The 26,051-nt window shown below is 44.1% G+C and carries 25 protein-coding genes; 15 read left to right on the forward strand and 10 right to left on the reverse strand.

The features are described 5' to 3' along the window. The first annotated feature begins 6 nt into the window (after positions 1-6). Positions 7-942, forward strand: coding sequence for a PDR/VanB family oxidoreductase (locus VTAP4600_RS15855; RefSeq protein WP_231897820.1), 936 nt, complete (start codon positions 7-9; stop codon positions 940-942). A gap of 105 nt (positions 943-1,047) precedes the next feature. Here the strand turns inward: VTAP4600_RS15855 and VTAP4600_RS15860 are convergent, their stop codons facing one another. From VTAP4600_RS15860 to hemC, 5 genes are all read right to left on the reverse strand, one after another. Further along, positions 1,048-1,920: a helix-turn-helix domain-containing protein gene (locus VTAP4600_RS15860; protein WP_172443130.1), complete on the reverse strand. Its 873-nt coding sequence runs from the start codon at positions 1,918-1,920 to the stop codon at positions 1,048-1,050. A 269-nt stretch (positions 1,921-2,189) separates the two neighbouring features. Beyond that, the gene (locus VTAP4600_RS15865) at positions 2,190-3,371 is read right to left on the reverse strand and encodes a heme biosynthesis HemY N-terminal domain-containing protein (RefSeq protein WP_102523664.1); all 1,182 of its coding nucleotides are present in this window, start codon (positions 3,369-3,371) and stop codon (positions 2,190-2,192) included. Continuing rightward, positions 3,371-4,573, reverse strand: a complete 1,203-nt coding sequence (locus VTAP4600_RS15870) for a uroporphyrinogen-III C-methyltransferase (RefSeq protein WP_102523665.1) — start codon at positions 4,571-4,573, stop codon at positions 3,371-3,373. Before VTAP4600_RS15870 ends, VTAP4600_RS15865 begins: the two co-directional genes overlap by 1 nt. A 15-nt stretch (positions 4,574-4,588) precedes the next feature. Next, positions 4,589-5,323 carry a uroporphyrinogen-III synthase gene (locus VTAP4600_RS15875; protein ID WP_102523666.1) on the reverse strand — a complete coding sequence of 245 codons (735 nt, stop codon included), beginning with the start codon at positions 5,321-5,323 and terminating at the stop codon, positions 4,589-4,591. Between the two features lie 2 nt (positions 5,324-5,325). Then, on the reverse strand, positions 5,326-6,264 hold the full coding sequence (gene hemC / locus VTAP4600_RS15880) for a hydroxymethylbilane synthase (protein ID WP_102523667.1): 939 nt from the start codon (positions 6,262-6,264) through the stop codon (positions 5,326-5,328). A gap of 345 nt (positions 6,265-6,609) precedes the next feature. Here hemC and VTAP4600_RS15885 point away from each other — a divergent pair, with 345 nt between their 5' ends. Next, positions 6,610-9,135, forward strand: a complete 2,526-nt coding sequence (locus VTAP4600_RS15885) for a class I adenylate cyclase (protein ID WP_102523668.1) — start codon at positions 6,610-6,612, stop codon at positions 9,133-9,135. Between the two features lie 78 nt (positions 9,136-9,213). Here VTAP4600_RS15885 and cyaY read toward each other — a convergent pair whose 3' ends face one another. Beyond that, positions 9,214-9,528 (reverse strand): iron donor protein CyaY, encoded by a 315-nt coding sequence (gene cyaY / locus VTAP4600_RS15890; RefSeq protein WP_102523669.1) that lies wholly within the window; start codon positions 9,526-9,528, stop codon positions 9,214-9,216. A gap of 76 nt (positions 9,529-9,604) precedes the next feature. On the opposite strand from cyaY, the gene lptM reads away from it, so the two are divergent. The 7 genes from lptM to VTAP4600_RS15925 all read left to right on the forward strand — a co-directional run bounded on the left by lptM (position 9,605) and on the right by VTAP4600_RS15925 (position 16,938). Further along, positions 9,605-9,724: an LPS translocon maturation chaperone LptM gene (lptM, locus tag VTAP4600_RS26705; RefSeq protein ID WP_415239665.1), complete on the forward strand. Its 120-nt coding sequence runs from the start codon at positions 9,605-9,607 to the stop codon at positions 9,722-9,724. Between the two features lie 24 nt (positions 9,725-9,748). Continuing rightward, positions 9,749-11,002 (forward strand): diaminopimelate decarboxylase, encoded by a 1,254-nt coding sequence (gene lysA, locus VTAP4600_RS15900; protein ID WP_102523670.1) that lies wholly within the window; start codon positions 9,749-9,751, stop codon positions 11,000-11,002. Positions 11,003-11,013: 11 nt separating this feature from the next. Beyond that, positions 11,014-11,844: a diaminopimelate epimerase gene (dapF, locus tag VTAP4600_RS15905; RefSeq protein ID WP_102523671.1), complete on the forward strand. Its 831-nt coding sequence runs from the start codon at positions 11,014-11,016 to the stop codon at positions 11,842-11,844. Positions 11,845-11,888: 44 nt separating this feature from the next. Then, complete coding sequence (locus VTAP4600_RS15910; RefSeq protein WP_102523672.1) at positions 11,889-12,590, forward strand: DUF484 family protein; 702 nt, start codon at positions 11,889-11,891, stop codon at positions 12,588-12,590. Further along, positions 12,568-13,482: a tyrosine recombinase XerC gene (gene xerC / locus VTAP4600_RS15915; protein ID WP_102523673.1), complete on the forward strand. Its 915-nt coding sequence runs from the start codon at positions 12,568-12,570 to the stop codon at positions 13,480-13,482. Before VTAP4600_RS15910 ends, xerC begins: the two co-directional genes overlap by 23 nt. Positions 13,483-13,504: 22 nt before the next feature. After that, a complete protein-coding gene (gene yigB / locus VTAP4600_RS15920) occupies positions 13,505-14,215 on the forward strand; it encodes a 5-amino-6-(5-phospho-D-ribitylamino)uracil phosphatase YigB (RefSeq protein WP_102523674.1) in 711 nt (236 codons plus the stop codon). A gap of 209 nt (positions 14,216-14,424) precedes the next feature. After that, on the forward strand, positions 14,425-16,938 hold the full coding sequence (locus VTAP4600_RS15925; protein WP_102523675.1) for a bifunctional diguanylate cyclase/phosphodiesterase: 2,514 nt from the start codon (positions 14,425-14,427) through the stop codon (positions 16,936-16,938). On the opposite strand, the gene VTAP4600_RS15930 is transcribed toward VTAP4600_RS15925, so the two are convergent. From VTAP4600_RS15930 to VTAP4600_RS15945, 4 genes are all read right to left on the reverse strand, one after another. Next, a complete protein-coding gene (locus VTAP4600_RS15930) occupies positions 16,881-17,513 on the reverse strand; it encodes a tRNA-uridine aminocarboxypropyltransferase (protein WP_102523676.1) in 633 nt (210 codons plus the stop codon). The genes VTAP4600_RS15925 and VTAP4600_RS15930 overlap by 58 nt on opposite strands. Then, positions 17,513-18,568: a COG3650 family protein gene (locus VTAP4600_RS15935; protein ID WP_102523677.1), complete on the reverse strand. Its 1,056-nt coding sequence runs from the start codon at positions 18,566-18,568 to the stop codon at positions 17,513-17,515. Before VTAP4600_RS15935 ends, VTAP4600_RS15930 begins: the two co-directional genes overlap by 1 nt. Positions 18,569-18,741: 173 nt before the next feature. Continuing rightward, positions 18,742-19,563, reverse strand: a complete 822-nt coding sequence (locus VTAP4600_RS15940; protein WP_102523678.1) for a Cof-type HAD-IIB family hydrolase — start codon at positions 19,561-19,563, stop codon at positions 18,742-18,744. Positions 19,564-19,676: 113 nt separating this feature from the next. Beyond that, a complete protein-coding gene (locus VTAP4600_RS15945) occupies positions 19,677-20,666 on the reverse strand; it encodes an alpha/beta fold hydrolase (protein WP_102523679.1) in 990 nt (329 codons plus the stop codon). Between the two features lie 95 nt (positions 20,667-20,761). Here VTAP4600_RS15945 and rhtB point away from each other — a divergent pair, with 95 nt between their 5' ends. The 6 genes from rhtB to arsJ all read left to right on the forward strand — a co-directional run bounded on the left by rhtB (position 20,762) and on the right by arsJ (position 26,008). Continuing rightward, positions 20,762-21,379, forward strand: a complete 618-nt coding sequence (gene rhtB, locus VTAP4600_RS15950) for a homoserine/homoserine lactone efflux protein (protein ID WP_102523680.1) — start codon at positions 20,762-20,764, stop codon at positions 21,377-21,379. Between the two features lie 99 nt (positions 21,380-21,478). Then, positions 21,479-22,717 carry an EAL and HDOD domain-containing protein gene (locus tag VTAP4600_RS15955; RefSeq protein WP_102523681.1) on the forward strand — a complete coding sequence of 413 codons (1,239 nt, stop codon included), beginning with the start codon at positions 21,479-21,481 and terminating at the stop codon, positions 22,715-22,717. A gap of 88 nt (positions 22,718-22,805) precedes the next feature. Then, on the forward strand, positions 22,806-23,141 hold the full coding sequence (locus VTAP4600_RS15960; RefSeq protein WP_102523682.1) for a metalloregulator ArsR/SmtB family transcription factor: 336 nt from the start codon (positions 22,806-22,808) through the stop codon (positions 23,139-23,141). Between the two features lie 41 nt (positions 23,142-23,182). Next, positions 23,183-24,193 carry an ArsJ-associated glyceraldehyde-3-phosphate dehydrogenase gene (locus VTAP4600_RS15965; protein WP_102523683.1) on the forward strand — a complete coding sequence of 337 codons (1,011 nt, stop codon included), beginning with the start codon at positions 23,183-23,185 and terminating at the stop codon, positions 24,191-24,193. A gap of 2 nt (positions 24,194-24,195) precedes the next feature. After that, entirely contained in the window at positions 24,196-24,696 is a 501-nt protein-coding gene (locus VTAP4600_RS15970) for a cyclin-dependent kinase inhibitor 3 family protein (protein WP_102523684.1), read from the forward strand. A gap of 76 nt (positions 24,697-24,772) precedes the next feature. Then, entirely contained in the window at positions 24,773-26,008 is a 1,236-nt protein-coding gene (gene arsJ / locus VTAP4600_RS15975) for an organoarsenical effux MFS transporter ArsJ (RefSeq protein ID WP_102523685.1), read from the forward strand. Positions 26,009-26,051: the final 43 nt, after the last annotated feature.

Here is a 26,051-nt window from a genome sequence, read left to right on the forward strand (position 1 = left end):
ATAACGATGAAAAATACAGTTAGAGTAGCCGAGATTAATGATGTCACTGAGCAGGTTAGGCAGTTTACATTACAACCAACGGCCGGTGGTCCCATCTCGTTTAGTGCCGGTGGCCACATAAGTGTCACGATGAAAGAGGGCATTACGCGTGCCTATTCATTGATTAATCATGAAACAGATGGCCACTACCAAATTTCGGTTCAATTAGAAAAGGAATCGAAAGGTGGCTCGAAATATATGCATGACTCTGTTGCGGTTGGCGATGAGTTGGTCATTGAGTCCAGTGACAATTACTTTCCATTGCAGAATGCCGCTAATGACAAGCATGTTTTTGTCGCGGGAGGGATTGGAATTACGCCATTTTTATCCTATTTGGCGCAGCCCTCTCTGGGTGAGTTGAATTACGAACTGCATTTTTGTTACAGCAATGCGCAGCATGCACCTTACTTAGCGCAGTTAAGAGAAAAGCTGGGAGATAGGCTATTTACTTACGAAAGTTGCCAAGATGAACGGCTAGATGTAGAGGCACTAATGACGAGTCAACCAGCGTCTACTCATGTTTACGTTTGTGGGCCAGAGAGGCTGATTAACGCAATCGATGAACACGGTTCCAATGCGCTAGGTAAGGAACGTATTCACTTTGAGAGCTTCACAGAAGCAACCTCATCAGGTGAGGCTTTTGAGGTAGAACTCCATCAGTCTGGCTTTACTCTGCGGGTAGCAAGCGATCAAAGTATCTTGCAAGCCATAGAGGCTGACGGCCGAATCAGTGTTGATTGTATATGTCGAAATGGCGTATGCGGCTCGTGTGAAACCGACATTATTGAAGGTGAGGCGGACCACAGAGACAGCTATTTTGATGAGGAAGAAAAAAACGCGCAAACCTCTATGCTGGTGTGCGTTTCAAGAGCGAAATCAAAGAAAATTATTCTAGATTTGTAAGGCTGTTGTGTTGCTCATCTAAGGGGGCGCACAGTGAGATCGGCGAAAGAGCCGGTGGTCTATTTAGAATAATGAATGCCCAGTTTTTCTGGGCATTCATTTTGGTTAGGTTTCAAAGTAGAAAACAAATAGACCATCACATTGAGTTATGACTGCGTTTGTCCCGTCCCAAATCATGGTGTGTTCATCGGCGGGTGAACGTTCAAATTGGCTAACAACGGACTTAAAATGATTAGCGATTAACGACTCGAACCGCAGCTTTTGTTCCAGGTAATCTTGGTTAGCCGCTTTGAGATTACAGTGGATAAATTCGCCGTTCTTACTTGTAATGAACACCGCGTGAGGGTGTTTATCGAGGATGAAAAAAAAGAGTGTTTGATATCGGCTTGCCTTGTACTCAGCCTCAACCCTCATCGTATTATCCATACTGATACCAACGATTTTTTTTATCAAATCATCTTCTGTAATACCGGTCGCTCGTGACGTGATCCATTTGGATTCGTTATTCACTTGGATCTGAAAGTCCATTTCAGTTGATCCGCCAAACTGAATAAGGCGTTCATAGATACGATTAACTTCTTCTTTATCACTTGGTTTGAGCAGTGAAAAGAAATCGTCATTACAGTGGATATCTATGCCATAGACTTCTTTTACGTTGTCAGAGTAACTCACGGTATTATGAGTAACATCCCACTCCCAAGAAACAATCTGGGCCGCATCTGGGTTGATAATAATGGATTCTATGCTTTTTTCGTCGGTATTGTCGGCGACACTAAAAGCGGTTTCTCCGTACCTTAACCAGTTTGGGGTGACCGAAAAGAAACTCGCAATTTTGTCGACATTAGATTCTTCAATACTGCCCCCCTTCACCCATTTGCTCACCGCGGCACGAGATACCCCACAGGCTTTGGCTAAATCGGCTTGAACGATTTGATTCACTTTGATGAGGTGTAAGATTCGGGTGGAAATACTATCCATTGTCATGCTGTGTCGTTCTCTAAAGGAATAAATAATCGATCCATGAGTGAATGAAATTCCTGATTATTCATTCGATTACTGGCAAGTTTGAAGCGGTTAAGATACCGAGATAGGAACACAAAAGATAGTCGCGCTCTGGCATTTCTCTTACTATTAGACGTTTTGGGAGGCAGTGCTCTTTGCGTCGTGGTGGTATTGAATGTTGTGAAGAGGCACAAAGGGAGAAAAAAGCCAGTAGGTTTTTCTACTGGCTTATCAGTGACGGAGAGTTAGGTGGTTTCCATTAACGCTAACGCTTTGCGTGAGACATCATTCGCCGCTTGGGTCAGCTTCTGTTTTTCTAATACATCAGCTAAGTAAGCGTAGTCCGAAACATGAGGGCGTTGCTTCAGAGCATTTTCAAGATGCTGTTGAGCTTCCGGCCACTTTTCTTGGCGCATCAGCAACTGAGCTAAGGTACTGTGTGCTGCGGCGTTATTTCCATCTTTTTGCAGTGCGGCTTGTAGAAGAACAATGGCAGGGTGTATATCCGGTAAGTTCATCTCTGCAATAACATGGTAAAGCTCATCACTTTGATATTTCTTAAGGCTATCACGAACAACGATATAAGCTTGAGAGTCAGCTTTACGAGCTATTAACTGCTTCACTAAGCATAAAATCAGTTCTGGCTCTTGTTTCGTTTTACGAGGGAGGCGATTCCAGTGTGCTAATAGCCCTTCACTGCCTTGTTGCTCCGAGATCTCTTTCATCGCTCCGCCTTGAGCCGCTAGGTTGAGCTGATCAAATTCTTGCTGCGCGATGAGTTTTGATTTTTTAAGCTTAGGTAACAATTGAGTGAGAAGTTGCCACTTGCCTAGGTTTTGGTAAGTGACTTTTAACAGCTCTAGCGTGATTGGGTTATCTGGAGTATCAGATTGCAATTCATCTAACGTAACCAGAGCAAGATCATATTGGCTATCTGCAACCAGCAGTTTGGCTCTTGTTAGAGCAACGGCTAGTTTTGAATCTTGTTGCTCAGCAGCCAGTTCTAGGTATTGATCTCTTTTTGCTCTATTACCAGAGCCTTGAGCGGCTTCAGAAGCGATCAGGTAGCACAATAACGGCATATCATGGTGCTTAGCAGAGCGCAGTACTTTCTTTTCTGCACCTAGCCAGTCACCTTCGAGTAATAAAACCATACCGTCATTAGTATCTTTACGAGCTCGTTTCAGTTTTCGGACACCAAACCAATTCCATGTTGCACTGCTAGCACGTAGAACCTTTTTAATAAGATACTCTAAGCCGAAAAGAGCGGCTAATAACGCTACGATAATGAGAACTAACGTAGTGACACTCATTTCTATCGTTTTGTTTGCGATTGAAATGAGCACATAACCTTGCTGACCTGAAAACTGCGTACCTGCGTAAAGGCCAGCACCGATTAGAATGAAGAGAATTATCAGACGAATCATTATTGCTCCTCCGATACTAAGGTGGTTACTTCTCTACGAAGGCGGTCAGTGATTACGTCCGAAAGTTGCTGCTGAGTCTCAAGCTTTTGTGGGTAATTCACGTTTATGTTTTGTTTTGAGAGTTGCTCTAGGCGTTGTTGGAATTTGGCAACACTGGCGTCGTCTTGAGTGAAGAACATATGAGACCATTCATTCGCGACCTTAACGGCGGTTTGGTAGATTTCACCTTGTTCAACGTAGACGCCTTTAATTGCAGTTTCCAATTTGGCTTTGATGTTTTCTCTTAAATAAAAATGTTGCTCTGGTGAAAGAAGCGGAACGACATCGCCGTCACGAGTTCGGAAGGTAATAAACTGCTCGGAGAAATCTTTCAAAGAGGTTGTTAGGTTATTTTGCCAATCATTGATGTCTTCAGATACAACCTGTTCTATCACTTCGGGCGCATCCGGTAATATAGCATTAGCTAGTGGTAGCTTATCGACTTCTTGCTGAAGACTAGTGAGCGCTAGAACTAAGCCTTCACGGTCGATCAATGGAAGTGAGCGTAGTTGGGTAATGTCGTTGGCCATTGATTTACGCAGTGTCACTAGACTCGGGTCATTTAACGCAGCAATTCGCTGATCGGCGCTCTCCATTAAGCGAGTTGCGCTCACAACATCGTGCTCTAAAAACAGTTTTCTACCTGCCAATTTAACTAAGTAATCAGCTTCAGCAAGTAGCCAATCATTCGGTCTTCGGCCTTTTACGTCAGCAAGAGCAACTTGTAAGCTCTCTATACTGGTTTGTTGTTGATCAAGCAAGACTTGGCTACGGTGTACCATTTGCTCGGTTTGAGTTAGCACATCTTGTTTTACTGAATTCAGCTCTTGATTGGTACTATTCGTTAATTGCGTCATTTCGCTTTTTAGTGAATTGATCAACGCTAAGTGTTTTTCGTTTTGCTGTTGGATGTGATAAGTCAGCCCGCCACCAAACAGTAAGCTCAAAATAATGGCGATGGTGCCTAGTTTCTTACCGCCATCTTTTTTCTTTTCGGTTTCATTATTATCAGATGACGATTTAGATATAGAGGATTCTTTTGAATCGGTTACTTTTTTCTCTGTAGGAGTATCGGTGGCGTCCACGGAGGCGTCAGCAGAGTTAGAAAGGGTTGAGGTTTCTTCAGGTTCAATATGATCATTATTGTTTTTTTTACTTGTCATGCTCTTGTCCTGTTATTAACGGTTACTTAGTGCCCTAAGTAAGTCTGGGTTTGCTGCGCCTTGTGAATTAATAATATGTTGAAATCCATGTCGTTGGGCCATCTCTACAATCCTTTGACTTGGTACAACTAGGCACAATTGTTGTAGCCAGGCTAAATGCTTTGGAGAAAGGCTACGGACAAACTGGTTTAATTGTTCTCCGCTGGTGACTACGAGTGTGTCGATACCGAACTGTTGCCACTGCTGAGTGGATTTATCTACATTGAAGGCGACGTCTATACGTTGGTAAGCTTCGCAGTGTTGAACCAAAGCTCCGTGTTCTGCCAAAGTGCTGTAGATCAAATCACGACCGCCATTACCACGTAGGATCAGTACTTGTTTTTGCCCTACATCGGTAAGTTCGGTCATAGCCAGAAGATGTTCACTGTCGCTGACTTCTGGATATTGTACTTTTTGTTGTGATGCTTTGCTTAATTTGTGTGCTGTTTTTTGACCGATGGCAACATATCTGCTTGAAGTTGGCCACTTTTGTCCCACTTTTTCAAGAGCATGATTTGCCCAATAGACGGCATGTTGGCTTACGGCGATGATGATTTGAGCTTGTTGGATCAGATCAACAAGCTCAGAATATTGGCGACCTGCTTCAATTCTAATGAGCGGTTGGTGTAATGCTGGGATTCCATATTCGGATAGCGAATTACACAAATTTTGGCCTTCAGGTGAAGGTCTCGTCACTAAGCAGGTCGGCATTATTACTCATGCTCTTGATATAGTTTTTCCAGTATTTCTTTTGCGCCTTCACTCAGGAGTTGTTGTGCGAGTTCGACGCCCAGTTTCTCGGCATCGGTACGCAGACCTGATATCTCTCCTCGAATAATTTCAGAGCCGTCGGGCTCGCCAACCAGTGCGCGTAGCCAAATCTTATCGCCATCGAGCAATGCATAGCTTCCGATTGGAACCTGGCAACCCCCTTCAAGCGTTAAATTCATGGCGCGTTCACACATTACACGGTCTGCCGTATCGGCGTGGTTCAGTGGTTCGAGTAGTTTTATCAGTCTTTGGTCATCTAAACGACATTCAATCCCAACAGCACCTTGACCTACCGCAGGTAAGGATTGCTCAGGTTCTATATAGCTTTGAATACGTTCTTCAAGTTCTAAGCGCTTTAGACCAGCAGCCGCTAAAATGATCGCATCGTAATCACCATTGTCTAGCTTTCCTAGGCGCGTACCCACATTGCCGCGCAGTTCTTTGATGATGATATCGGGTCTGGCTTCTTTAATTTGGCATTGTCGGCGTAAGCTACAGGTACCAACAATAGAGCCTTCTGGTAATTCATCTAGATTGTTGTAGGTATTGGAAACAAATGCATCTCGCGGGTCTTCGCGCTCGCAGATGGTGACAAGTCCAAGGCCTTCAGGAAAATCGACGGGCACATCTTTCATTGAGTGAACAGCAAGATCGGCACGACCTTCAAGCATGGCTACTTCAAGTTCTTTAACGAATAAACCTTTACCGCCCACTTTTGCTAATGGTGTATCTAGGATGATGTCGCCTTTGGTCACCATTGTAACCAGTTCCACTTCGAGGCCCGGATGCGCAGCTTGCAATGCGTCCCTGACATAATAAGCTTGCCAAAGAGCTAGAGGGCTTTTTCGTGTTGCAATTCGAATTGGAGAGCTGTGTGACATAATGGTTCCATCTGAAGTAAATAACTGACTAATCCTACCACCGAGCAGGCCAAAGTATTACTGTTTCATCGCACGGCAATGCTATCAAGTTCAGATTCTTAGGATTGAGAAAAAAATATGTGAGCAACGTCCCAAATGTAGAGTGGTCTATTATTAGTATTAGGTGAAAAAGGAAGACACTATGGGCGTTGCCATAGAAGTGTCAAAGACGGTTAGGATTGGACGCTTCTCACGCTATTTCTTTACCCTTGTGATTAAAAGTGTTAAATTGATCACGTTTTTAAAGTTATTGTGAACACACTTTAAGCGAAAACATCAAATTAATCAGAGATCAAGGATCGCCCTTTGCCGGCATTTACTCAAACATTGATACATCGATTAGACTCGCTTAACCAGCAGCGAATCGAGCGTGCACTTGCCTTAATGGACGTGCAAGGCCAGCGTGTATTCCAGTTGTTACCTGTTCTCCTACATTATAATCACCCTTCTATTCCGGGTTATTACGATCGCACGGTTCCTTATGGTGTTGTTGATCTAGAGCTGACTGCTGAGCAGCAGCAATTTGTCGATGACACTGAGTTAACCAGCGGTGGTCCGCTTGCTACCTTAGAACAGCCCGCTATTCTTGGTTTGTACACCATGGGAAGCACTTCCTCTATTGGTCAAAGTACATCAAGTGATTTGGATGTTTGGGTATGTGTGTCACCTTCGATGTCATCGAATGATCGCTCCAGCCTTAGCAACAAGTGTTTACTGATCACTGATTGGGCAAAAAACATGGGTGTTGAAGCGAACTTCTTCCTTATGGATGAAGAACGTTTTCGTAGCAATCAATCGGAAGAAATGACCGGAGATAATTGTGGTTCTTCACAGCATCTACTGTTATTAGATGAGTTTTATCGTTCCGCAGTCAGGCTAGCAGGCCAACGTCTTCTTTGGCAGATCGTTCCTCCAGAGATGGAAGAGTGCTATGACGATTATGTCCGTCAATTATGCGAAGAAGGTAAGATAGACTGTAGCCAGTGGATAGATTTTGGGCAAATAGACCGAATTCCCGCTGAAGAGTACTTTGGTTCAAACTTGTGGCAGCTCTACAAGAGTATTGATGCGCCGTATAAATCTGTTCTCAAAGCTATCTTACTTGAAGCGTATTCTTGGGAATACCCGTCTACTCAGCTTCTTTGTATTGATTCAAAGCGCCGTTTTTTCTCTCATGAGCCTGATTTATATGGGATGGACGCCTATTATTTGATGCTTGAGAAAGTAACGCGCTATCTTGAACGAGTGCAAGATGAGAAACGTTTGGATTTGGTGCGTCGCTGCTTTTATTTGAAGACTCACGAAAAACTATCTCGAGTGCCGGATGTCGGTTCTGTCGCATGGCGACGAGAAGCGCTAACGGATATGGTACAAAAATGGCAATGGTCCGATGCGGTTATTGAAGAGTTAGATGATCGTCGTAATTGGAAAGTGGAACAAGTTAAAGTTGTCCATGACCAATTGCTTGATGCGTTGATGTTGAGCTACCGAAATCTGATTCAATTTGCTCGTCGCAATGAAATTACCTCTGCGATTAGCCCTCAAGATATCAGTATATTGGCGCGTAAATTGTACGCGGCTTTTGAAGTATTACCGGGTAAAGTGACACTGCTTAATCCTCAAATCTCCCCTGATTTGCATGAGTCAGACTTAAGCTTTATCCAAGTTGGAGCCGGACGCACTAACCGTGAAGGTTGGTATTTGTATAAACAACCGATAGATCCTGTCAGTATCTTAGGTCGCCCATATTTAGAACATAACGAATACTTGAGTAAGCTAGTGGCATGGTCATTCTTCAATGGCATGATCACGGAGTCAACTCGCTTACATTCGGTTGTACGTCAAGCTGATCTCGACATTGATAAGTTTTATCAGATGGTCAGCGATCTACGTAATACCTTCTCGTTGCATAAACGTCGCCCGAGTATGCAAGCTTTGGCCAGTCCATGTGAGATTAGCCAATTAGCGATGTTCATCAATTTTGAAAATGATCCGACGACAAAATTGCATGGTAAAGCACTAAAAGTTGATCTGAAGAATATCGATATATTCAGCTTTGGCGAAGAAAACTTGAGCCTAGTGGGCAGTGTTGATTTGGTGTATCGAAATTCTTGGCACGAAGTACGTACTTTACATTTTACTGGTGAAACCGCCATGTTAGATGCATTAAAGACGGTGCTTGGAAAAATGCATCAAGACGCGTTGCCTCCTGAGTCGGTGGATGTGTTCTGTTATAGCAAGAACTTACGTGGTGTGATGCGTAACTTGGTGTATCAATTGCTCGCGGAATGCATTGAATTGCGCTTGAAACCACTAGAGCAAGAAAAACGTCGTCGTTTTAAAGCGATCCGTATTAGTGAACAAGTTTACGGCCTGTTTTTTGAGCGTCGTGGTGTTTCGGTACAAAAACTTGAAAACTCAGTCGACTTTTATAGCAGTATCTCGACGAATAAATTGAATGGTTCGCCTTTGATGATGCTGGATAAAGACCAAGATCATCCATTACCAGAATTGGTAGACAGTTTTGCGAGCGAAGGACTGATTCAGTTTTTCTTTGAAGATGTTAAGAACGGTTTCAATATCTATGTATTAGATGAATCAAATCGAGTGGAAGTGTATCACCAGTTCAGTGGTAACAAAGATGAAATGGTTGCTAGCGTAAATCGGTTTTATACGTCTTACCAAGATGATCTAGAAATTAGTGCGACCTTCATTAATTTCAATTTGCCGCAATACTATCAAATTGTCACCCCTGAAGAAGGCAGTAGCTATGTCGTTCCGTATCGCAGTGATACTTCTCATCAGCAACGGGCTCGAGCTGTAAATCTGTAGCGAGCACTCTTCTTATTCAACTTGACTAGAATGTTAAAAAAAGGCGCCTTACTCGGCGCCTTTCTTGTTTTTATGTTGTTAAACCCAGTCAATCTTTTCTTGAGCCTGCTTTTCACATTCAGCTTTCACTAGGCTGATCAGTTCCGACCCTGTTTTAGAGCAAATCCATGCTTCTCCGTTGTGCTTGAAATGAAACCCACCCGATTTTGAGGCTAGCCATACTTCATGCATGGGCTCTTGGCGGTTAATTATAATTTGGCTACGGTCTTCAAATTCCAGAGTCATCACATTACCAGATGTCTCAAAATCAATATCCGCGCCAGAGTCATCAATGGCTTCTTCGATGTTTTGTAGAGTGACATCGACCAATTGATGAAATTCAGTATCATTCATCGTGCTCTATCCTATTGCTTTTCCTGATTGTGGTGCGATTATAGGAGGCATTGAGTTATTAATCACGAATTGCAAAATGAAAAAGTCACTTATCGCACTTTTTTTGTTGTCCATACTCGGTTTAGCGGGTTGTGGGCAATCGGGCGCACTTTATTTGCCGGACGAAGCTCCACCAACAGAGCAGCCTCAACAGTAACTATTTAATTACAGGGAATGAACATTGGACTACTTTAACTATCAGGATGATGGCCAACTTTGGGCCGAGGGTGTTGCACTGACCGAGCTTGCTCAAAAATATGGCACACCACTTTACGTGTATTCACGAGCAACGCTAGAGCGCCATTGGAAGGCATTTGATAGCTCTGTTGCTCAACATCCGCACCTTGTATGTTATGCCGTTAAAGCGAACTCAAACATAGGCGTATTGAATGTGCTTGCACGCTTAGGCAGTGGCTTCGATATTGTGTCTATGGGTGAGCTAGAACGTGTATTAGCCGCGGGAGGCGATCCAGCGAAAGTCGTCTTCTCTGGTGTCGGCAAAACAGCGCTAGAAATGAAGCGAGCTCTAGAACTGAATATTAAGTGCTTTAATGTAGAATCCGAACCTGAATTAGAGTTGCTTAACCAAGTTGCGGGTGAAGTGGGTGTGGTTGCGCCAATTTCTTTACGAATCAACCCAGATGTCGATGCAAACACGCACCCATATATCTCAACCGGTTTACGTGATAACAAATTTGGCATTGCCTTTGATCGCGCTCCAGAAGTTTACAAGTTCGCACAAAGCTTACCGAACCTGAACGTTCAAGGTATTGATTGCCACATTGGCTCTCAACTCACTGACATTGAACCGTTTATCGATGCAACGGATCGTCTGCTTGCTTTAATTGATGAATTATCAACGCAAGGTATAAAAATCAAGCATCTTGATGTTGGTGGCGGCCTTGGTGTTGTTTACAAAGATGAGTTACCTCCACAACCGTCGGATTACGCTAAGGCACTGCTTGCGCGTCTTGATAAGCATCCAGAGCTTGAATTGATTTTTGAGCCGGGTCGAGCGATTGCGGCCAATGCCGGTATTTTAATGACTCAAGTTGAGTTCTTAAAGCATACTGAGCATAAAAACTTTGCCATTATTGATGCGGCGATGAATGATTTAATGCGTCCTGCCCTGTATCAAGCGTGGCAAGACATTGTTCCTGTCGTGCCTCGTGATGGTGAGGCGACAAGCTACGATTTAGTTGGACCTATTTGTGAAACGGGTGACTTCTTAGGTAAAGATCGTGAGTTAGTGTTAGAGCAAGGTGATTTACTTGCTGTACGTTCCGCCGGAGCTTATGGTTTTGTGATGTCTTCAAATTATAATACTCGTGCGCGAGCAGCAGAAGTGATGGTTGATAACGATCAGTCTTATGTTGTGCGTCAGCGCGAAGAACTTGCTAGCCTTTGGCAGTTAGAGCAAGTACTACCGGAGTAAAGTGTCTTACTATGCATTTTCATTTCTCTAAAATGCACGGGTTGGGTAACGACTTTATGGTCGTAGATTGTATTACCCAGAACGTGTTTTTTTCTCCAGACCTGATCCGTCGCTTGGCGGATCGCAATACCGGAGTTGGTTTCGACCAACTCTTGGTCGTTGAAGCACCATACGATCCTGAAAGCGACTTTCACTACCGAATTTTTAACGCTGATGGCAGTGAAGTAGAGCAATGTGGCAATGGCGCCCGTTGTTTTGCACGTTTTGTTCGCATGAAAGGCTTAACCAATAAGCACACTATTAACGTCAGTACCAAAAAAGGCAAAATGGTGTTGTACATTGAAGATGGCGATATGGTCACCGTGAACATGGGGGAGCCAGTCTTCGACCCTGGAAAAATTCCGTTCAAAGCGAAACAGGTTGAGAAAACCTATATTCTTCGCGCTGGTGAGCACACCCTATTTTGTGGTGCGGTAAGCATGGGCAATCCACACGTTGTTACCGCTGTTAGCGAAATCAATGAAATGGACATGGAAACTCTTGGGCCATTATTGGAATCTCATGAACGTTTTCCAGAGCGTGTTAATGCTGGTTTCATGCAGCTACTCTCTCGTCATGAAATTAACTTACGTGTGTATGAGAGAGGAGCCGGGGAAACTCAGGCTTGTGGCAGTGGTGCATGCGGCGCCGTAGCGGTTGGGATTCATCAAGGCATTCTGGATGAAGAAGTTACGGTACATTTACCGGGCGGCGATCTTGAAATTCGCTGGAAAGGCGTTGGTCATCCACTATATATGACAGGGGCTGCGACATACGTTTATGACGGCCAGTTAAGTTGCTAGTGCATGAGCTTAACCAGTAAAACAAAGAAATAAGAGGAAGAGTTTTGTCACACCCAGAGGCTGATGCCCTAACGGCTCAAGTGGTCGCCGATTATCTGCGCGACCACCCAGATTTTTTTCATCATAACCAAGACTTAGTTGCGCGTTTGTCCATTCCTCATAGAGAGCAGGGCGCAGTGTCCTTGGTGGAAATTCAATTAAAACGCCAACGCACGCGCATTGAAGAACTAGAAGAAGAAATCACTCAATTGATGTCTTTAGCGGCGAATAACGATCGAACGTTTCATGACTTTATGCAGTTGCAAGAGCAAGTCTTAGGCTGTTCTCAGTTGAGTGATGTTGTGGCTTATGTAGAGCAGACCGCACGATCACTGGGTCTAAAAGGTTATTTAAAGTTGTTCGATGCACCGACAGATGCGAATACATTGAGCAGAGAAAGCTACAGCCGTTTTGCAACCAATCACTTAAATGGTAAAGACGCTTATCTTGGCCGTATGAAAAGTGCCGATCGAGAGCTTCTTTTTTCTGGTCAAAAAGTACCAGAGTTGGGTTCTTTTGTGGTATTGCCTATTATTAGAAAGAAGCCATTAGGTATAGTGGCTTTTTCCAGTGACGATGGTGGTCATTTTCAGCCTAATTTGGATACGTTATTTTTACGCCACCTTACCTTAGTGCTTAGCCAGTTGGTGGAGCATTTGCCTTGGCACAAAGAATCGGAAGCTCATGTCGTCTGCACCTCTGCCTAGTGATCTAGCGAAACCGTTAGAGCGTTTCTATCAATATCTCCATAGTGAGCGAGGGTTGAGCTTGCACACCCAACGCAACTATAAACTGCAGTTATCTCATATGGCTGGGCAGTTGGTTGAGCTGGGTGTGAGTGACTGGAAACAAGTTGATGCTGGTTGGGTTCGCCAGTTAGCCAGTAAAGGCATGCGTGAAGGAATGAAGGCGAGCAGCATTAGCACTCGTTTATCATCGTTGCGTAGTTTCTTTGATTTCCTTATTTTGCGCGGTGTTTTACAGGCTAACCCTGCAAAAGGGGTCTCAGCACCTCGTAAACAGCGACCGTTACCAAAGAACATCGATGTGGATGAAGTCGGTCAGTTGTTGGAAGTGAATGAAGACGATCCATTATCCATTCGTGACCGAGCGATGATGGAATTAATGTATGGGGCAGGTTTGCGTTTGGCTGAACTGGTCAGCATTAATGTGAAAGACATTTCCTTAAGCCGCGGTGAGTTGCGAGTTATTGGTAAAGGAGATAAAGAAAGAAAAGTTCCTTTTGCTGGTAAAGCTCGTGAATGGGTAGGCCAATGGCTCAAGGTTCGTAATGAACTTGCAAGTTCTGATGAAGCCGGTTTGTTTGTGTCTAAGCTGGGCCAACGGATATCACATCGTAATGTGCAAAAGCGCATGGCCGAGTGGGGGCAAAAGCAAGGGGTTTCTAGTCATATCAGTCCGCATAAATTACGTCACTCTTTTGCAACGCATATGCTTGAATCTAGCGGCAACTTAAGAGCAGTTCAAGAGCTATTAGGGCATGAGAACATTTCTACTACTCAAATCTATACTCACTTAGATTTCCAGCACCTTGCGCAGGCTTACGATCAAGCGCACCCTCGAGCCAAGAAAAAATAACGAATAACTAAGGTTTCTATTTATGCGTTTTTACCGTCGAGTTCCTACCATCAAAGCCATGACATTTGATTTGGATGATACCTTATACGACAACTATCCAGTGATCATGCGGGTAGAAAAAGAAGTCGCGGATTGGCTAAAAGCGCAATACCCTCAATGCCAGCAGCTCAGCATGGCGCAATGGCATCACATTAAAAAGCAGCTAATCATTGAAGATCCAGCCTTAGCTCATGATGTGACATTATGGCGTTGGAAACAAATAGTCACTGGGTTGGTCTTATCGAGTTATACCGAATTACAGGCGAAAGATGCGGCTAATGAAGCCATAGAACAAGTTCAGTATTGGCGTAATTTAGTTGACGTCCCGCGTAACACTCATGATGTGTTAGAGCAGCTTGCCCACGCGATGCCTCTCATTGGTATTACTAATGGCAATGTTGACCCTGAAAAAATAGGTTTAAACCAGTATTTTTGCCATGTGTATCGAGCGGGCCGAGATGGCCGTTCAAAACCTTATCCTGACATGTTTCAACTCGCTCAGCAGCAGCTAAATATTCATTCTTGTCATATTTTGCATGTTGGCGATCATCTTCGTAGCGATGTGTTGGGCGCCAAACAAAGTGGTTACTCCGCTTGTTGGCTGCCTTACGGCGCTCAGTCTCTTAAACATGCAGTGACATTGCCTGATGTAGAAATATCGGAATTGAGCCAACTTTTAAACTTTATCCGGTAACGAATAATAATTCACAGAATAAGAATAACCTCTGTTTTATAAGGCGTATTCAGCCAAATTGTTTCAAATACTAAGCTCAATATACGAGCGGCCTCACAACACGGCTATTTGGTTTGGGCTAAATGAGCAAAAGTTGATCATAGGTGTTTTTCAGTCAGTGACTCTGGCGCTATAGTGATTCACCTTAAATTCTGTTCATAATATGTAATATGCGCTGTCACTCAATATTGGTACAAGACTTACCACAACTGCATGCCGAATTAAAAAGCTTCGCGGTGGATAATAATGCCACTTATTTAGTACAAATATTTTCTACACAATCGGCCGATATTGCGGTTGAGTACAGTCGCGTCTTAAATCAGACTTTCGAACGGGTCACCGTTATCGGTCAAAGCTCCACGCACACCATTAAAAATAGCAGCGTCGTTAACCTAGGCACATTGATTATTATTACAGAGTTGATGGCGACTCATATTACCTCTAGTGCCGTGTTTTATACTGGTGATCAAAAGCGAGACAGCCAACATTTGGTTGAACAATTATTAGTCAATCGAACCACAAAAGTCGCGATCAGCTTCGCTGATCAAGTGGATGCTAACGACTACCCGCTATTCAGTGCATTCAATCAGTTGTCTTTTGACCTTCCTGTTGCTGGTGGCTTATCACATGCGAATTTATTTGGCCGTTGGGTCATGCTTAATCAGCAAATCTATCAGCATGCATGTGTTGCGGTAGCGCTGCACAATGAAAACTTACAAGTGTGGCGTAATGCTTATGCAGAGTGGAACCCTGTTGGTCGCAAGTTTCGGATTACGGAAGCGAACAATGGCCGACTTGTCAGCCTAGACCACAAGCCCGTCCAAGAAATTTATAATCGATACTTAGCTGACGGTAACGCGGTGACTTTCGAACAGCTGCAAGATTTCCCTTTAATGCGCGGCGAGCAAAGTCATCAGTCTGTCCACTTACCAAGGGAGTTGTACTCTGACGGTAGCATTGAATTTAATGCAGATTGGAAAGTAGGCGATGAAGTGCGTTTTTGCTACAACCACCCTTCCTTGACTCAAGAGCAGGTGCGTTTAGGGGCTGAGCAACTATTCGTGCACCATCCTGAGAGTGTTTTTATCTACAATTGCGCATCTCGACTCGATTTTATGGACGGTGCCGATGAACTGACGCCATTTTCTGAATTTGCTAACGCGAATGGTGCTTATTGTATGGGAGAGCTGTTCCGAGATGATAAAACGCAGCTGATCATGCACCACAGCTTAACTTATCTCGCGATGCGAGAAACAGCGCTAGAAAAGCCTACGCTTGAACACATGAAGCGCCATCAGCCTCACTCTGTTTCCCCTTTATTTTCTTTGATCCGTAATGCCATTGCAGATGTGGATGAAATGAACAATAACATGGAGCAGAAGCTGTTAGAACAAGCGCACAAGCTAACGGAAAGCTATCGTTTTGATCGCCGAACCGGTTTGCTTAATCGTACCGTTTTAAAAGAGCGGTTAACTAAGATAGTACAAAGCGAGCACTTGCTAACGCTTAAACTGACTAATTTTAATCAGGTGAATGAAAAGTATGGTTATCAAGTGGGTGACCAATTACTTCAGGACTTAAGTCAGTATTTTCAAGAGCAGTTATGGCAGCGCTTTGGTGGCAGTTCTGAACTGTATAGTATTGGCATTGGTGAATGGGCTGCCGTATTTTCTTCAGAGCGTACCAGCGCATTTATTCGTCAGCGCTTTACCGAATTCGTGGATGAAATTGAACATGTAAACTTTGAACCTTATGGTTTGCCAGATCTTGATTACCTATCGGTTTCACTGTGTGGGGGGCTCGCGAGTCGTCGAGACTTTCCTGATATAGGCATTGAGGAGTTGTTGCTTAAATCTATAGAAGCGCGTCGTCATGGCATGAAAAATAATCGCCACATGTGTAATGCAAAGCTACTCACGGGTGAAGAAGAAGCTAGGCAAGCGCAATTGAGCTGGTTATCTTGCGTGAGCCGGGCGGTATTAAACCGGAATGTTATTGCCTATTCTCAGCCAATATTTGCAGCTCACTCTCATAAAAAAGTATCACAAGAGTGCTTGGTTCGAATTCAAGAAGACGATCAGATCATTCCACCGGGTAAGTTCTTGCCTATCATCGAGGATACTCACCTGTATACTCGGCTTAGTCGTCAGATGATTAAGCATACGTTTCATTGCATGGCGAGCAGCGATGAATCATTTTCCATTAACCTATCACCACAAGATTTAATGAGTGATAAGACTCTTTATTTGTTAGAGGGTGCGATACAGGGCTTAAAAATGCCGACCCGCGTTGGGTTGGAAGTGTTGGAAAGCGAGCAGATCAAAGACTATTCCAGAATGATTGAAGTGTGTAATCACTTTAGAGGGTTAGGCGCTCGGATTATCGTCGATGACTTTGGTTCCGGGTATTCAAATATCGATGAAATCATCAAGTTAGAACCTCAGATTATTAAACTCGATGGCAGTATTATTCGTAATATTGATAAAGATAAGCGCCAACGACAGATAGCCCAACAATTGGTTAGGTTGTGTAATGTCTTTGAGGCGAAAACAGTGGCAGAGTTTGTTCATAATGAACAAGTCTGCCGAATTGCTGAAGATATTGGTGTTGATTATCTGCAAGGGTTTTATTTAGGTGAGCCTGAGCTACTAAAAGCGCCATCTTTAGAGCTTTGCCAAAGGTGACCACTTTTGTCTGCCTGAAACACTTGTAAGTAGTGCTGGAAAAACTCGTTAAGGCTGTCGGCAGCTTGTGGGTTATGGGTTGCTTTAAGCAGGTGAATCCCCACTTCGCAGGTACATAAATTCCCTTGTTTTTGATTGCGCCTTAGCGGGTAGCTAGAGGCTTCCGTTATTGCTAAATGACAGTGAGGTAGTGCTTGCAGCCAACTGCTTCGATTATGCATTTTCTTGGCTTCCTGCCACGTCCCATCCAATAAAATAAACAGCCAAGTTTTGTCATCTTCCTCATGAGTCTTGGTTGCGAGTAGCTGACTGGTGTCGCTGGGAAATAACACCACTGGTTTTAAATTGGGATCCTGCATGTAGTGAAGTAGTTGGGCTGGCGGCTCTTTTCTATGCCACTCCATCACTTCACAATTACCTATGCTGGTTGCTAACAATTGCCCAGTGTTGGTGTCTCTGCGAAATTCGTTAGGGTGCGTTAATAGCACCAAGCGCCAGTTGGGTGTTAGCTTTGGTCTGATCTTGCAAACGCACTGATGCTTTAATCCGCAAGTTGAACAGCCATTATTACTCATTATTGAAAGCTCTCACTTTGCTCTGAGACCATTGGCATTAATTCTGTATTGAACAGTTTCATTCCGCCGCCGTGAAGAGGGTAAATTTTATCGTTTATTTTCTCTTCTTTGGTGATTAGCCCGTCGCCATCGAGAGTAAAAATTCGCTGCGCAATTAAGTACTGTTGCTGGTGGTGCGTCATGGTCACTTGAATCTGCTGGTCATTGAGCTGTTGCCAGAATCCAACCTCAACGCGCGTAGGTTCACCATTTTGATAGTGATAGCGAGTGGTCGCGCTATGATCGCCGTTGAGTTGCAAAGCAACTTGGAAGCTCTGATTTTCGGTCGATTGAGCGCGATACTTACCTACCCAGCGTCGACTTGAGTCAAGGTTGCTTAACATAGCGCAACCTTGGAATTCTTTATTATCAAGGGTTAGCGTAGACTGCCAGCTGAAAATATCACCGCTCATGGTATCGGAGCAGTGTTGTTTCGTAAGCTTTAAATGGCCATTGTCCAGCTGGTATTCTCGAATAGAACTAGAGATGTGACTACTTTGGCGAGCTGACTGAGTTGTCTCGGCTCCTGGTTGACGAAATTCTACATTCTGTTTAGTTAGTTGAGCATTCCAAAAAGGCTCATTGCCCATCGCTTGGGTTGGATGCGCGGGACGATGACATGCGTTCGCGGCTTCAACACTGAGGCGATTGACTTGGGTGACGACAAACGTGGCGTCGTAGTCTGCTGCGAATCCATCCAGAGGTGGTGGAACTAAATAACCAATTAACTCCCCATATAGAGGCTGGTAGGCCTCATGCATCAGCTTTTGCGCTCGTTCAAATTCACCACTTGGTAAATGAACCCAGTATTGTTGGCTGCTGTTGCACGGTTGAATAGATCGCGCTTCATGACCTATGACGACTTCACCACGCAGAATGAAAGTTTGTGGCTGAGTTTGCTGACTTAGATTAACAAGAGCGTCAGGCTTAGCGGTTTGTTTAGGTGGTGGGGATTGGCTACAGCCTGATAATACGATACTGGCTGCCGCGAGTGCGATCATTGTACGTAGGGTCATGAGTCATCCTGAGACTTAAAGGGAAGTAGGGGTATTTTACCTCAATTTGTTGTGTAGACCGCAGTCGATTTGTTTAATTCCGGGCAGCGTGTCGGTTATCGTGCGATTTCGATGGGGAGTAATAAAAAAGCCGCTCATACATAAGCGGCTAATGAATATGGTGGGAGTCGCTGTTATAACAGGTGTTCGCGTAAGTAATGAGCGACGGCATCATCGGCATGGCTACCAATGATCTCATTGCTTGGTAATGCTTTTTTCACTTTATCGTGAGAGGTTTCCATAACCAGCCCTTTACCTGCCATAGACAGCATTTCAACGTCATTCATGCCATCACCAAATACGATGCAGTTTTCCAACGTTAGGTTCAGTTTTTCGGCTACCGCTTTGAGTGCTTCGCCTTTGGATACTTCCGCAGCCATGACTTCTAAACACCATGGCGTTGAGAATACGACATTAAGTAGGCCTTCAAATTTTTGATTGAGCTCTTGTTCGTATTTCACCAAGTATTCGTGATCTGGGTAGGTGAAAAAGAGCTTTGCGACTCCGGTAGTCGGCGCATTATCAGCGTCAAATAGCTGATAAGAGAAGCCAGATTCTTCATGAAAATTCTTTAGGCGCTCGTCTTCACGATCGAGTAGCCAAAGCTCATCTTGGTAGATATGAATGATCACTTCAGGGTCAGCCTTGATGACATCGACCACACCTTGTACCAACTGCTCTGGAACGTTTTGACTGTACATCAAGTTATCATTTTCATCATGAACACGAGCACCGTTTGATGTGATCATGTGAGCCGGAATACCTACTTGTCCACGAATGCCTGCTACATCGACATGATGTCGCCCTGTTGCAAACACAAAATGAAATCCTTGTTGGTGCAAGTCTTTCAATGTTTGTTTAGAAAATTCGGTTAACTGATGGTTTGGAGCGAGAAGGGTGCCATCCAGATCAGAGGCAACAATGTTAAATGAAGCATTACTTTTCACTTGGGTCATAGCGTTCTCAAATTAATACAAATAGGGTGCTCAAATTAATACTGATTCATTTTAGGGGATAACAAGATTAAAAAAGAGGGTAAACCCGCATTTCCCCTTTTAATCGACGCTTTCTAACGATGTACTTCGCATTGAGCAAGGTGCGTGAACAATGAATGCAGTGCTGGAGTTCGAATGGCGTCTATTTCAAATAAAATCTCGTGCCTCGCGTTAGGGATACTTTCTAATCTGACATGCGGTCCGGACATTTTAGCAAAGCGTACGTGGGAAGCATTATCAACGATTTGATCGCATTGCGCCTGCATCAGTAAGGTTGGCGTTTGCAGCATGCTTGCATTGTCTACGCACTGTTGTGCAGCATTTAAGCTCTCGGCTACCCAGTGTGTACTCGGGCCACCAAGCTTCAATTGGGGTAACTGTTCATACAGGTCACGAAACCACTGATAACGAACAAGGCTTTGGGTTAAGCGGTTGTCGTCGAATGGTTTTGGATAATAATTACGATGACCCGGGGCATATTTGGGTTGAGACGCTCTGGCTGCCATCAATTGAGCCATTTTTTGCGCTATTGGGCGAAAATACCAAGGCAGTGCTACGCCAAACATAGGTGAGCTTAAGGTCAGTGAGTCAAATGGATGATGTTTATGCTGTTGTAGGTATTGAGCGGCAATGGCTCCACCCATTGAGTGGCCGATCAAGTGGCAGTGCTGATATTGTTTTAGAGGCCAGTGATTAACAAGCAGCGCCATATCTTTGATGTAGTCGTCAAACTCGTCAACAAACCCCATTTCAGGATCATGGCAGAGGCGTTCTGACGCTCCTTGACCGCGATGATCATAAGAAAAAATGTCATAGCCCTGAGAGTAAAGGTCGAAGAACAGCTCTTGGTATTTCCAGACACTTTCAATACGGCCATTAATAAAAACAATTGCTTTGGTGTTTGTTGGTGCAGTCATGGACGACCAGTAGAGAGATGAGCTCTTCGTTCCGGTTAAAAAACCGTCTTGCCTTTGTTGCCAAAAAGGCGCAATCTTGCCCTTAAAGAAGGCTTGATAATCGGCCTCTTGGCTAAATGTGAAGTCGGCAGTCGGATCGTTTGGCATGAGAGTTCTACTTAATACAGGTGCAAATTAGTGCTTAGGTTCAGTATATGCGAATGCACAAGAGTGTCTACGCTTAAGCCAGTGAGAGAGTGATTATGGATTTACAGATTTGGTTAGCTTATGTACTAACCGCCATTGTGTTTAGTTTAGCGCCAGGGTCTGGCACAGTAAATTCAGTGAGCAATGGCATCAGTCATGGCATGAAAAAATCATTACCTGCCATTGCTGGATTGCAAATCGGCCTAATGATTCATATTGCTTTTGTAGGGGCTGGTATTGGCGCCTTGGTTGCTCAATCTGCTACTGCTTTCACCATCATTAAATGGGTGGGTGTCGCGTATCTAATTTGGCTTGGTATCAATAAGTGGCGCGACTCATCGTCATTATCTGTCAGCGAAGCGGGTGATGAAAAGTCAGGTTTACAGTTATTGCGCAGCGCCGTCGTTATAAATTTAACAAACCCTAAATCTATCGTGTTTTTGGTGGCGTTGTTTCCTCAATTTATAGACCCTACAGCCACTCAATTGCCTCAATTAATGATATTAGGCGTCACAACAGTCGTTATCGATACGGTTGTTATGCTCTTTTATACTGGGTTAGCGTCTCAGTTAGGTCGATTTATTCGTTCAGAAGCGATGATGGCAAGGCTAAATAAAGTCTTTGGCAGTATGTTTGTTGGTTGCGGTCTATTACTCGCGACTGCTCGCGCATAATCTAAGGTATGGCATTGCTTTTTGTTGGTATTCGCTATTAAATGTGTACTCAATTCGTCAATTAATAAAGACATCTCAGAGCTTTAGCAGGTTTTCGGTATGTATACCTATGTCGCAAGACAACCGATTCTTAACAGCAAGTGCCACACCATTGGTTATGAGTTGTTATTTCGTGATGGTGAAAAAAATGCCTACCCTGAACATGTGGGATCAAACCGTGCGACGTACCGTTTAATTGCCGAGAATTTCCTCTCTTTTCAGTCTTTAACGACCAGCCGTCAATCGAGCTATTTCATTAATTTCCCTCAAGAGAGTTTGATTCGCTTGTTGCCTATGGCTTTGCCTAAAGAGCACATCGTGGTCGAAATACTAGAGACGTGTGAGCCGACGGACGAGCTATTGCAAGCTGTACGTTATTTGCATCGTAATGGTTATGTTATCGCACTTGATGATTTTGATCTTGGCGTGGAATGGGAGCGATTTGTCCCCTATGCCCGAATTATCAAGATCGACTTGATGCAAGTCGGCGTTGAAAGAGCGTGTCAGTATGTGCAGGAGCGAACCAAGCAAGGCAGTAAAAGTCGCTTCTTAGCCGAGCGGGTCGAAACTCAGCAAGAATTTGATATGGTTAAAGGGGCGGGTTTTCACTTGTTCCAAGGTTACTTTTTTAGTAAGCCAGAAGTCGTCAGAAATCATGCTATCAAGCCAGAACAAGTGCTGGCGATGCAGTTATTTCATGAAGTATGTAAAGTCGATGTCGACTATAACAAGGTCGAGCTCCTTATTTCGAGTGACGTTAGCTTAAGCTATCAATTACTTAAGTTTGTGAATGGCTTCTCTACTCGCATAATGGTGCCGATTTCGTCCTTTAAGCAGGCTTTGGTTTATTTGGGTCAAGATAAGCTAAAGCAGTTTGTCTCTCTAGTGGTTGCGTCTTATGTTTCCGTTAGCAAGCCGGGGGAGCTACGCAAGCTCTCTTTGCAACGGGCTCGGTTTTGCCATTTGATGACGCGATACCAACCTTTTTCTGAACAGCGTGATCATGCATTTTTGCTCGGCCTATTTTCACTGCTCGATTCATTTTTAGATCATTCAATGGATCATTTATTAAAGCAGTTACCATTGAGCACTGAGATTAACATTGCATTATTGGAGCGACGCGGCCCATTGGGGTTGTTGTTAGCGATAGAAGAATGCTTTGAACAAGCTGACTGGCAAGGTGTTGAAAAGCTTTGTATTACCCTGCGTCTCGAAGTGGATGACGTTCGGCATGAACTGGTAGAAGCAATGACTTGGAGTGAGCAAATACAAAGCTCTTTAATTGAATCCTCTTCATGAAGAATTTGTGACAATAGAAACACGCGTATTGACGCGTGTTTTTTTTTATCTAATATATATGGATATGCGTATATGAGGTTTTATTGTGATGTTACCCAATCAGTTTTTTAAGTTGTTATCGGATGAAACGCGTTTGAGATGTTTGCTTCTTATTGCCAGAGAAGGCCGCTTATGTGTCTGTGAATTGACGCAGGCGCTACAAGAGAGTCAGCCTAAAATCTCACGCCACCTCGCACAATTACGCCAGTCAGGTGTGCTCAAAGATGAAAGACAGGGTCAATGGGTATATTACGATGTGGCAGATTCATTGCCTGGGTGGATGCGTAAAGTCATAACCGGCTTGCAAGAATCAAATTGTTTGGCAACACAATATGAGCAAGATACATCACGTTTACTTCAGGCCGAAAAGCCAGTGTGCAGTTAGGTTCCAATTTACAATTAATTCAATTTACAAAGAGAGATGTAATGACTATCAAAGTAGGTATTAATGGTTTTGGTCGTATTGGCCGCTTAGCACTTCGTGCTGCATTTAATTGGCCTGAAGTTGAGTTTGTGCGTATTAATGATGTAGCCGGTGATGCTGCAACGTTGGCTCACCTGTTAGAGTTCGATTCAGTTCAAGGGCGCTGGGAGCACGCTGTTACCTCTCAAGGCAATAGTATTCAAGTGCTTGACCATCGTATCGCGACAACACAAGAGAGTGAAATATCAGCAGTTGATTGGTCGGATTGTGATGTTGTAATTGAAGCAACTGGCGTTAACCGCGATATTAGTAAACTGAATCAATACCTCGAACAAGGTGTTGGCCGTGTCGTTGTTTCTGCGCCAGTGAAAGATGCCAATGTCGCCAATGTGGTTGTTGGCGTTAATGATGCGATTTTTGCACCTGAAAAGCACCAGATTGTAACGGCAGCGTCGTGTACGACGAACTGTATTGCACCTGTGGTTAAGGTGATTCACGAGAAACTGGGCATAGCGAATGCGTCGTTTACGACGATTCATGATTTAACCAATACTCAAACCATTCTTGATGCCCCTCATAAAGACTTGCGTCGCGCACGAGCTTGTGGAATGAGTTTGATCCCGACCACAACGGGCAGTGCTAAAGCGATTATTGAAATTTTCCCAGATCTTGACGGTAAGATTAATGGCCATGCCGTACGTGTTCCTCTCGCGAATGCTTCTTTAACGGACATTGTGTTTGAAGTAGAAAGAGACACAACAGTAGAGGAAGTGAATGCGTTACTTAAAGAAGCATCACAAGGTGAGTTAGCTGGTATTTTAGGCTTTGAAGAGCGTCCGTTGGTTTCTATTGATTATCGTGGCGACAAGCGTTCTACGATCGTAGATGCGCTGTCTACGATGTTGGTTGGTAAGCGAATGGTTAAGATTTACGCTTGGTATGATAATGAAATGGGTTATGCGACTCGTACCGCTGAACTCATGCGCACTGTCGGTTTGGCTGAAGGAAAATAACCATGGAACATCCAGTCTGGAGCCTGGCAACAGGCCAACAACAAGCGGCATTGATTTTAACGCCATGCCCTGGAACAAAAGGTGTTGAGTTGGCTAAATCGTTAGGTCAACTAAAAGCACAAGGTGTTAAAGCGGTTGTAACGGCCATTAATAATGAAGAAATGCAGAGTAAAGGGGTGCGTGAACTTGGTGCGCTAACAGAAGAGCTGGGGATGGCTTGGCATCATATCGTTATTGAGGATGATCAAGCTCCGGGGGAAGATTTTTCTGCTAAGTGGCAACAAGCTAGCCCTAGCCTACAAGCTCTATTGGCGAACGGTGATAAAGTCGCACTGCATTGCATGGGAGGATCTGGCCGTACTGGTCTTCTAGCCGCCCATTTATTATTGGAACAAGGTTGGCCGCTAGACAAGATTATTTCTCAGGTGCAAGCATTACGCCCAGGTGCATTTACCAAAGCGGTACAACAAGACTATATTCAGTCTGTAGCTAACTCAAAGTAACCGAATAGAGCTTTAGGAACATCATGATCCTAAAGCTTGAATACCTTTCTCTTCATCATTAGAGAGTGACCCTCGTATGTTTGCAAACTTAAGCCATAGTGTGCGTCAGTACATGTTAGTGACTTTTAATTATTGGAATTTTACTCTTACCGACGGCGCTTTACGCATGTTGGTTGTGTTGTATTTTCACGACTTGGGTTACGGGACATTAGCGATCGCTTCACTGTTTTTGTTCTATGAATTTTTTGGTGTAGTGACTAATTTAGTCGGAGGTTGGCTAGGCGCTCGCCTAGGTCTTAATCGGACCATGAACGTTGGTTTAGTGATGCAAGTCCTGGCGTTGCTCATGTTGGCCGTTCCCAGCGTTTGGTTAACGATTCCTTGGGTCATGGCTGCGCAAGCTTTATCTGGTATTGCTAAAGATCTGAATAAAATGAGTGCTAAGAGTTCAATTAAGGCACTAGTACCAGATGAACAGCAAGGGGCTTTATATAAGTGGATTGCGATCCTGACGGGCTCGAAAAATACCTTAAAAGGTGTTGGGTTCTTCATGGGGGGGGCGTTGTTATCGTTAGTGGGATTCCAATATGCGGTATTAGGCATGGCTGCTGTTCTGTTTGTGGTGTTCATGGCAAGCTTGATAATGCTTGATGGTGATATGGGGAAGGCAAAATCAAAACCCAAATTTACACAAATGTTCTCTAAGTCTGACAGTATTAATCGGTTATCGATTGCTCGCATGTTCTTGTTTGGTGCTCGCGATGTGTGGTTTGTCGTGGCACTGCCAATCTATCTCGGTAGCGTATTTGGCTGGGATCATTTTTGGGTTGGTGGCTTTTTGGCGGTTTGGGTCATGGCATACGGTGTTGTGCAAGGTTTTGCTCCTAAAATCACTGGCAAAGCAGAAGGTAAAGTTCCAGATGGACGCTCTGCTCTCTACTGGGTGAGTATTTTAGCCGCTGTGACGGGGACAATTGCATATTTGATGCAGTTAGGTTGGCAACCTGAGTGGGTGATCACTATCGGCCTATTAGTCTTCGGTGCCGTCTTTGCGATCAATTCCTCTCTGCACTCCTATTTGATCGTTAGCTATGCTAAAGGTGATGGTGTCTCGCTGGATGTCGGTTTCTACTACATGGCCAATGCAATGGGAAGATTGGTCGGTACTATATTGTCTGGTTGGGTGTTTCAAGAAGCCGGTTTAGTGGCGTGTTTGTGGGTTTCTTTCGGGTTTTTGCTCATTACGGTATTGGTTAGTATTCGGTTACCTCGCCGGCTAAACGCGAAGGATGTGAGCGCGCGTCAAGGTTAACAGGAAATTTACCTGAATTTGTCCTGCATCTTATAGGCTTGTT

The sequence above is a fragment of the Vibrio tapetis subsp. tapetis genome (genome assembly GCF_900233005.1).
GTDB lineage: Bacteria > Pseudomonadota > Gammaproteobacteria > Enterobacterales > Vibrionaceae > Vibrio > Vibrio tapetis.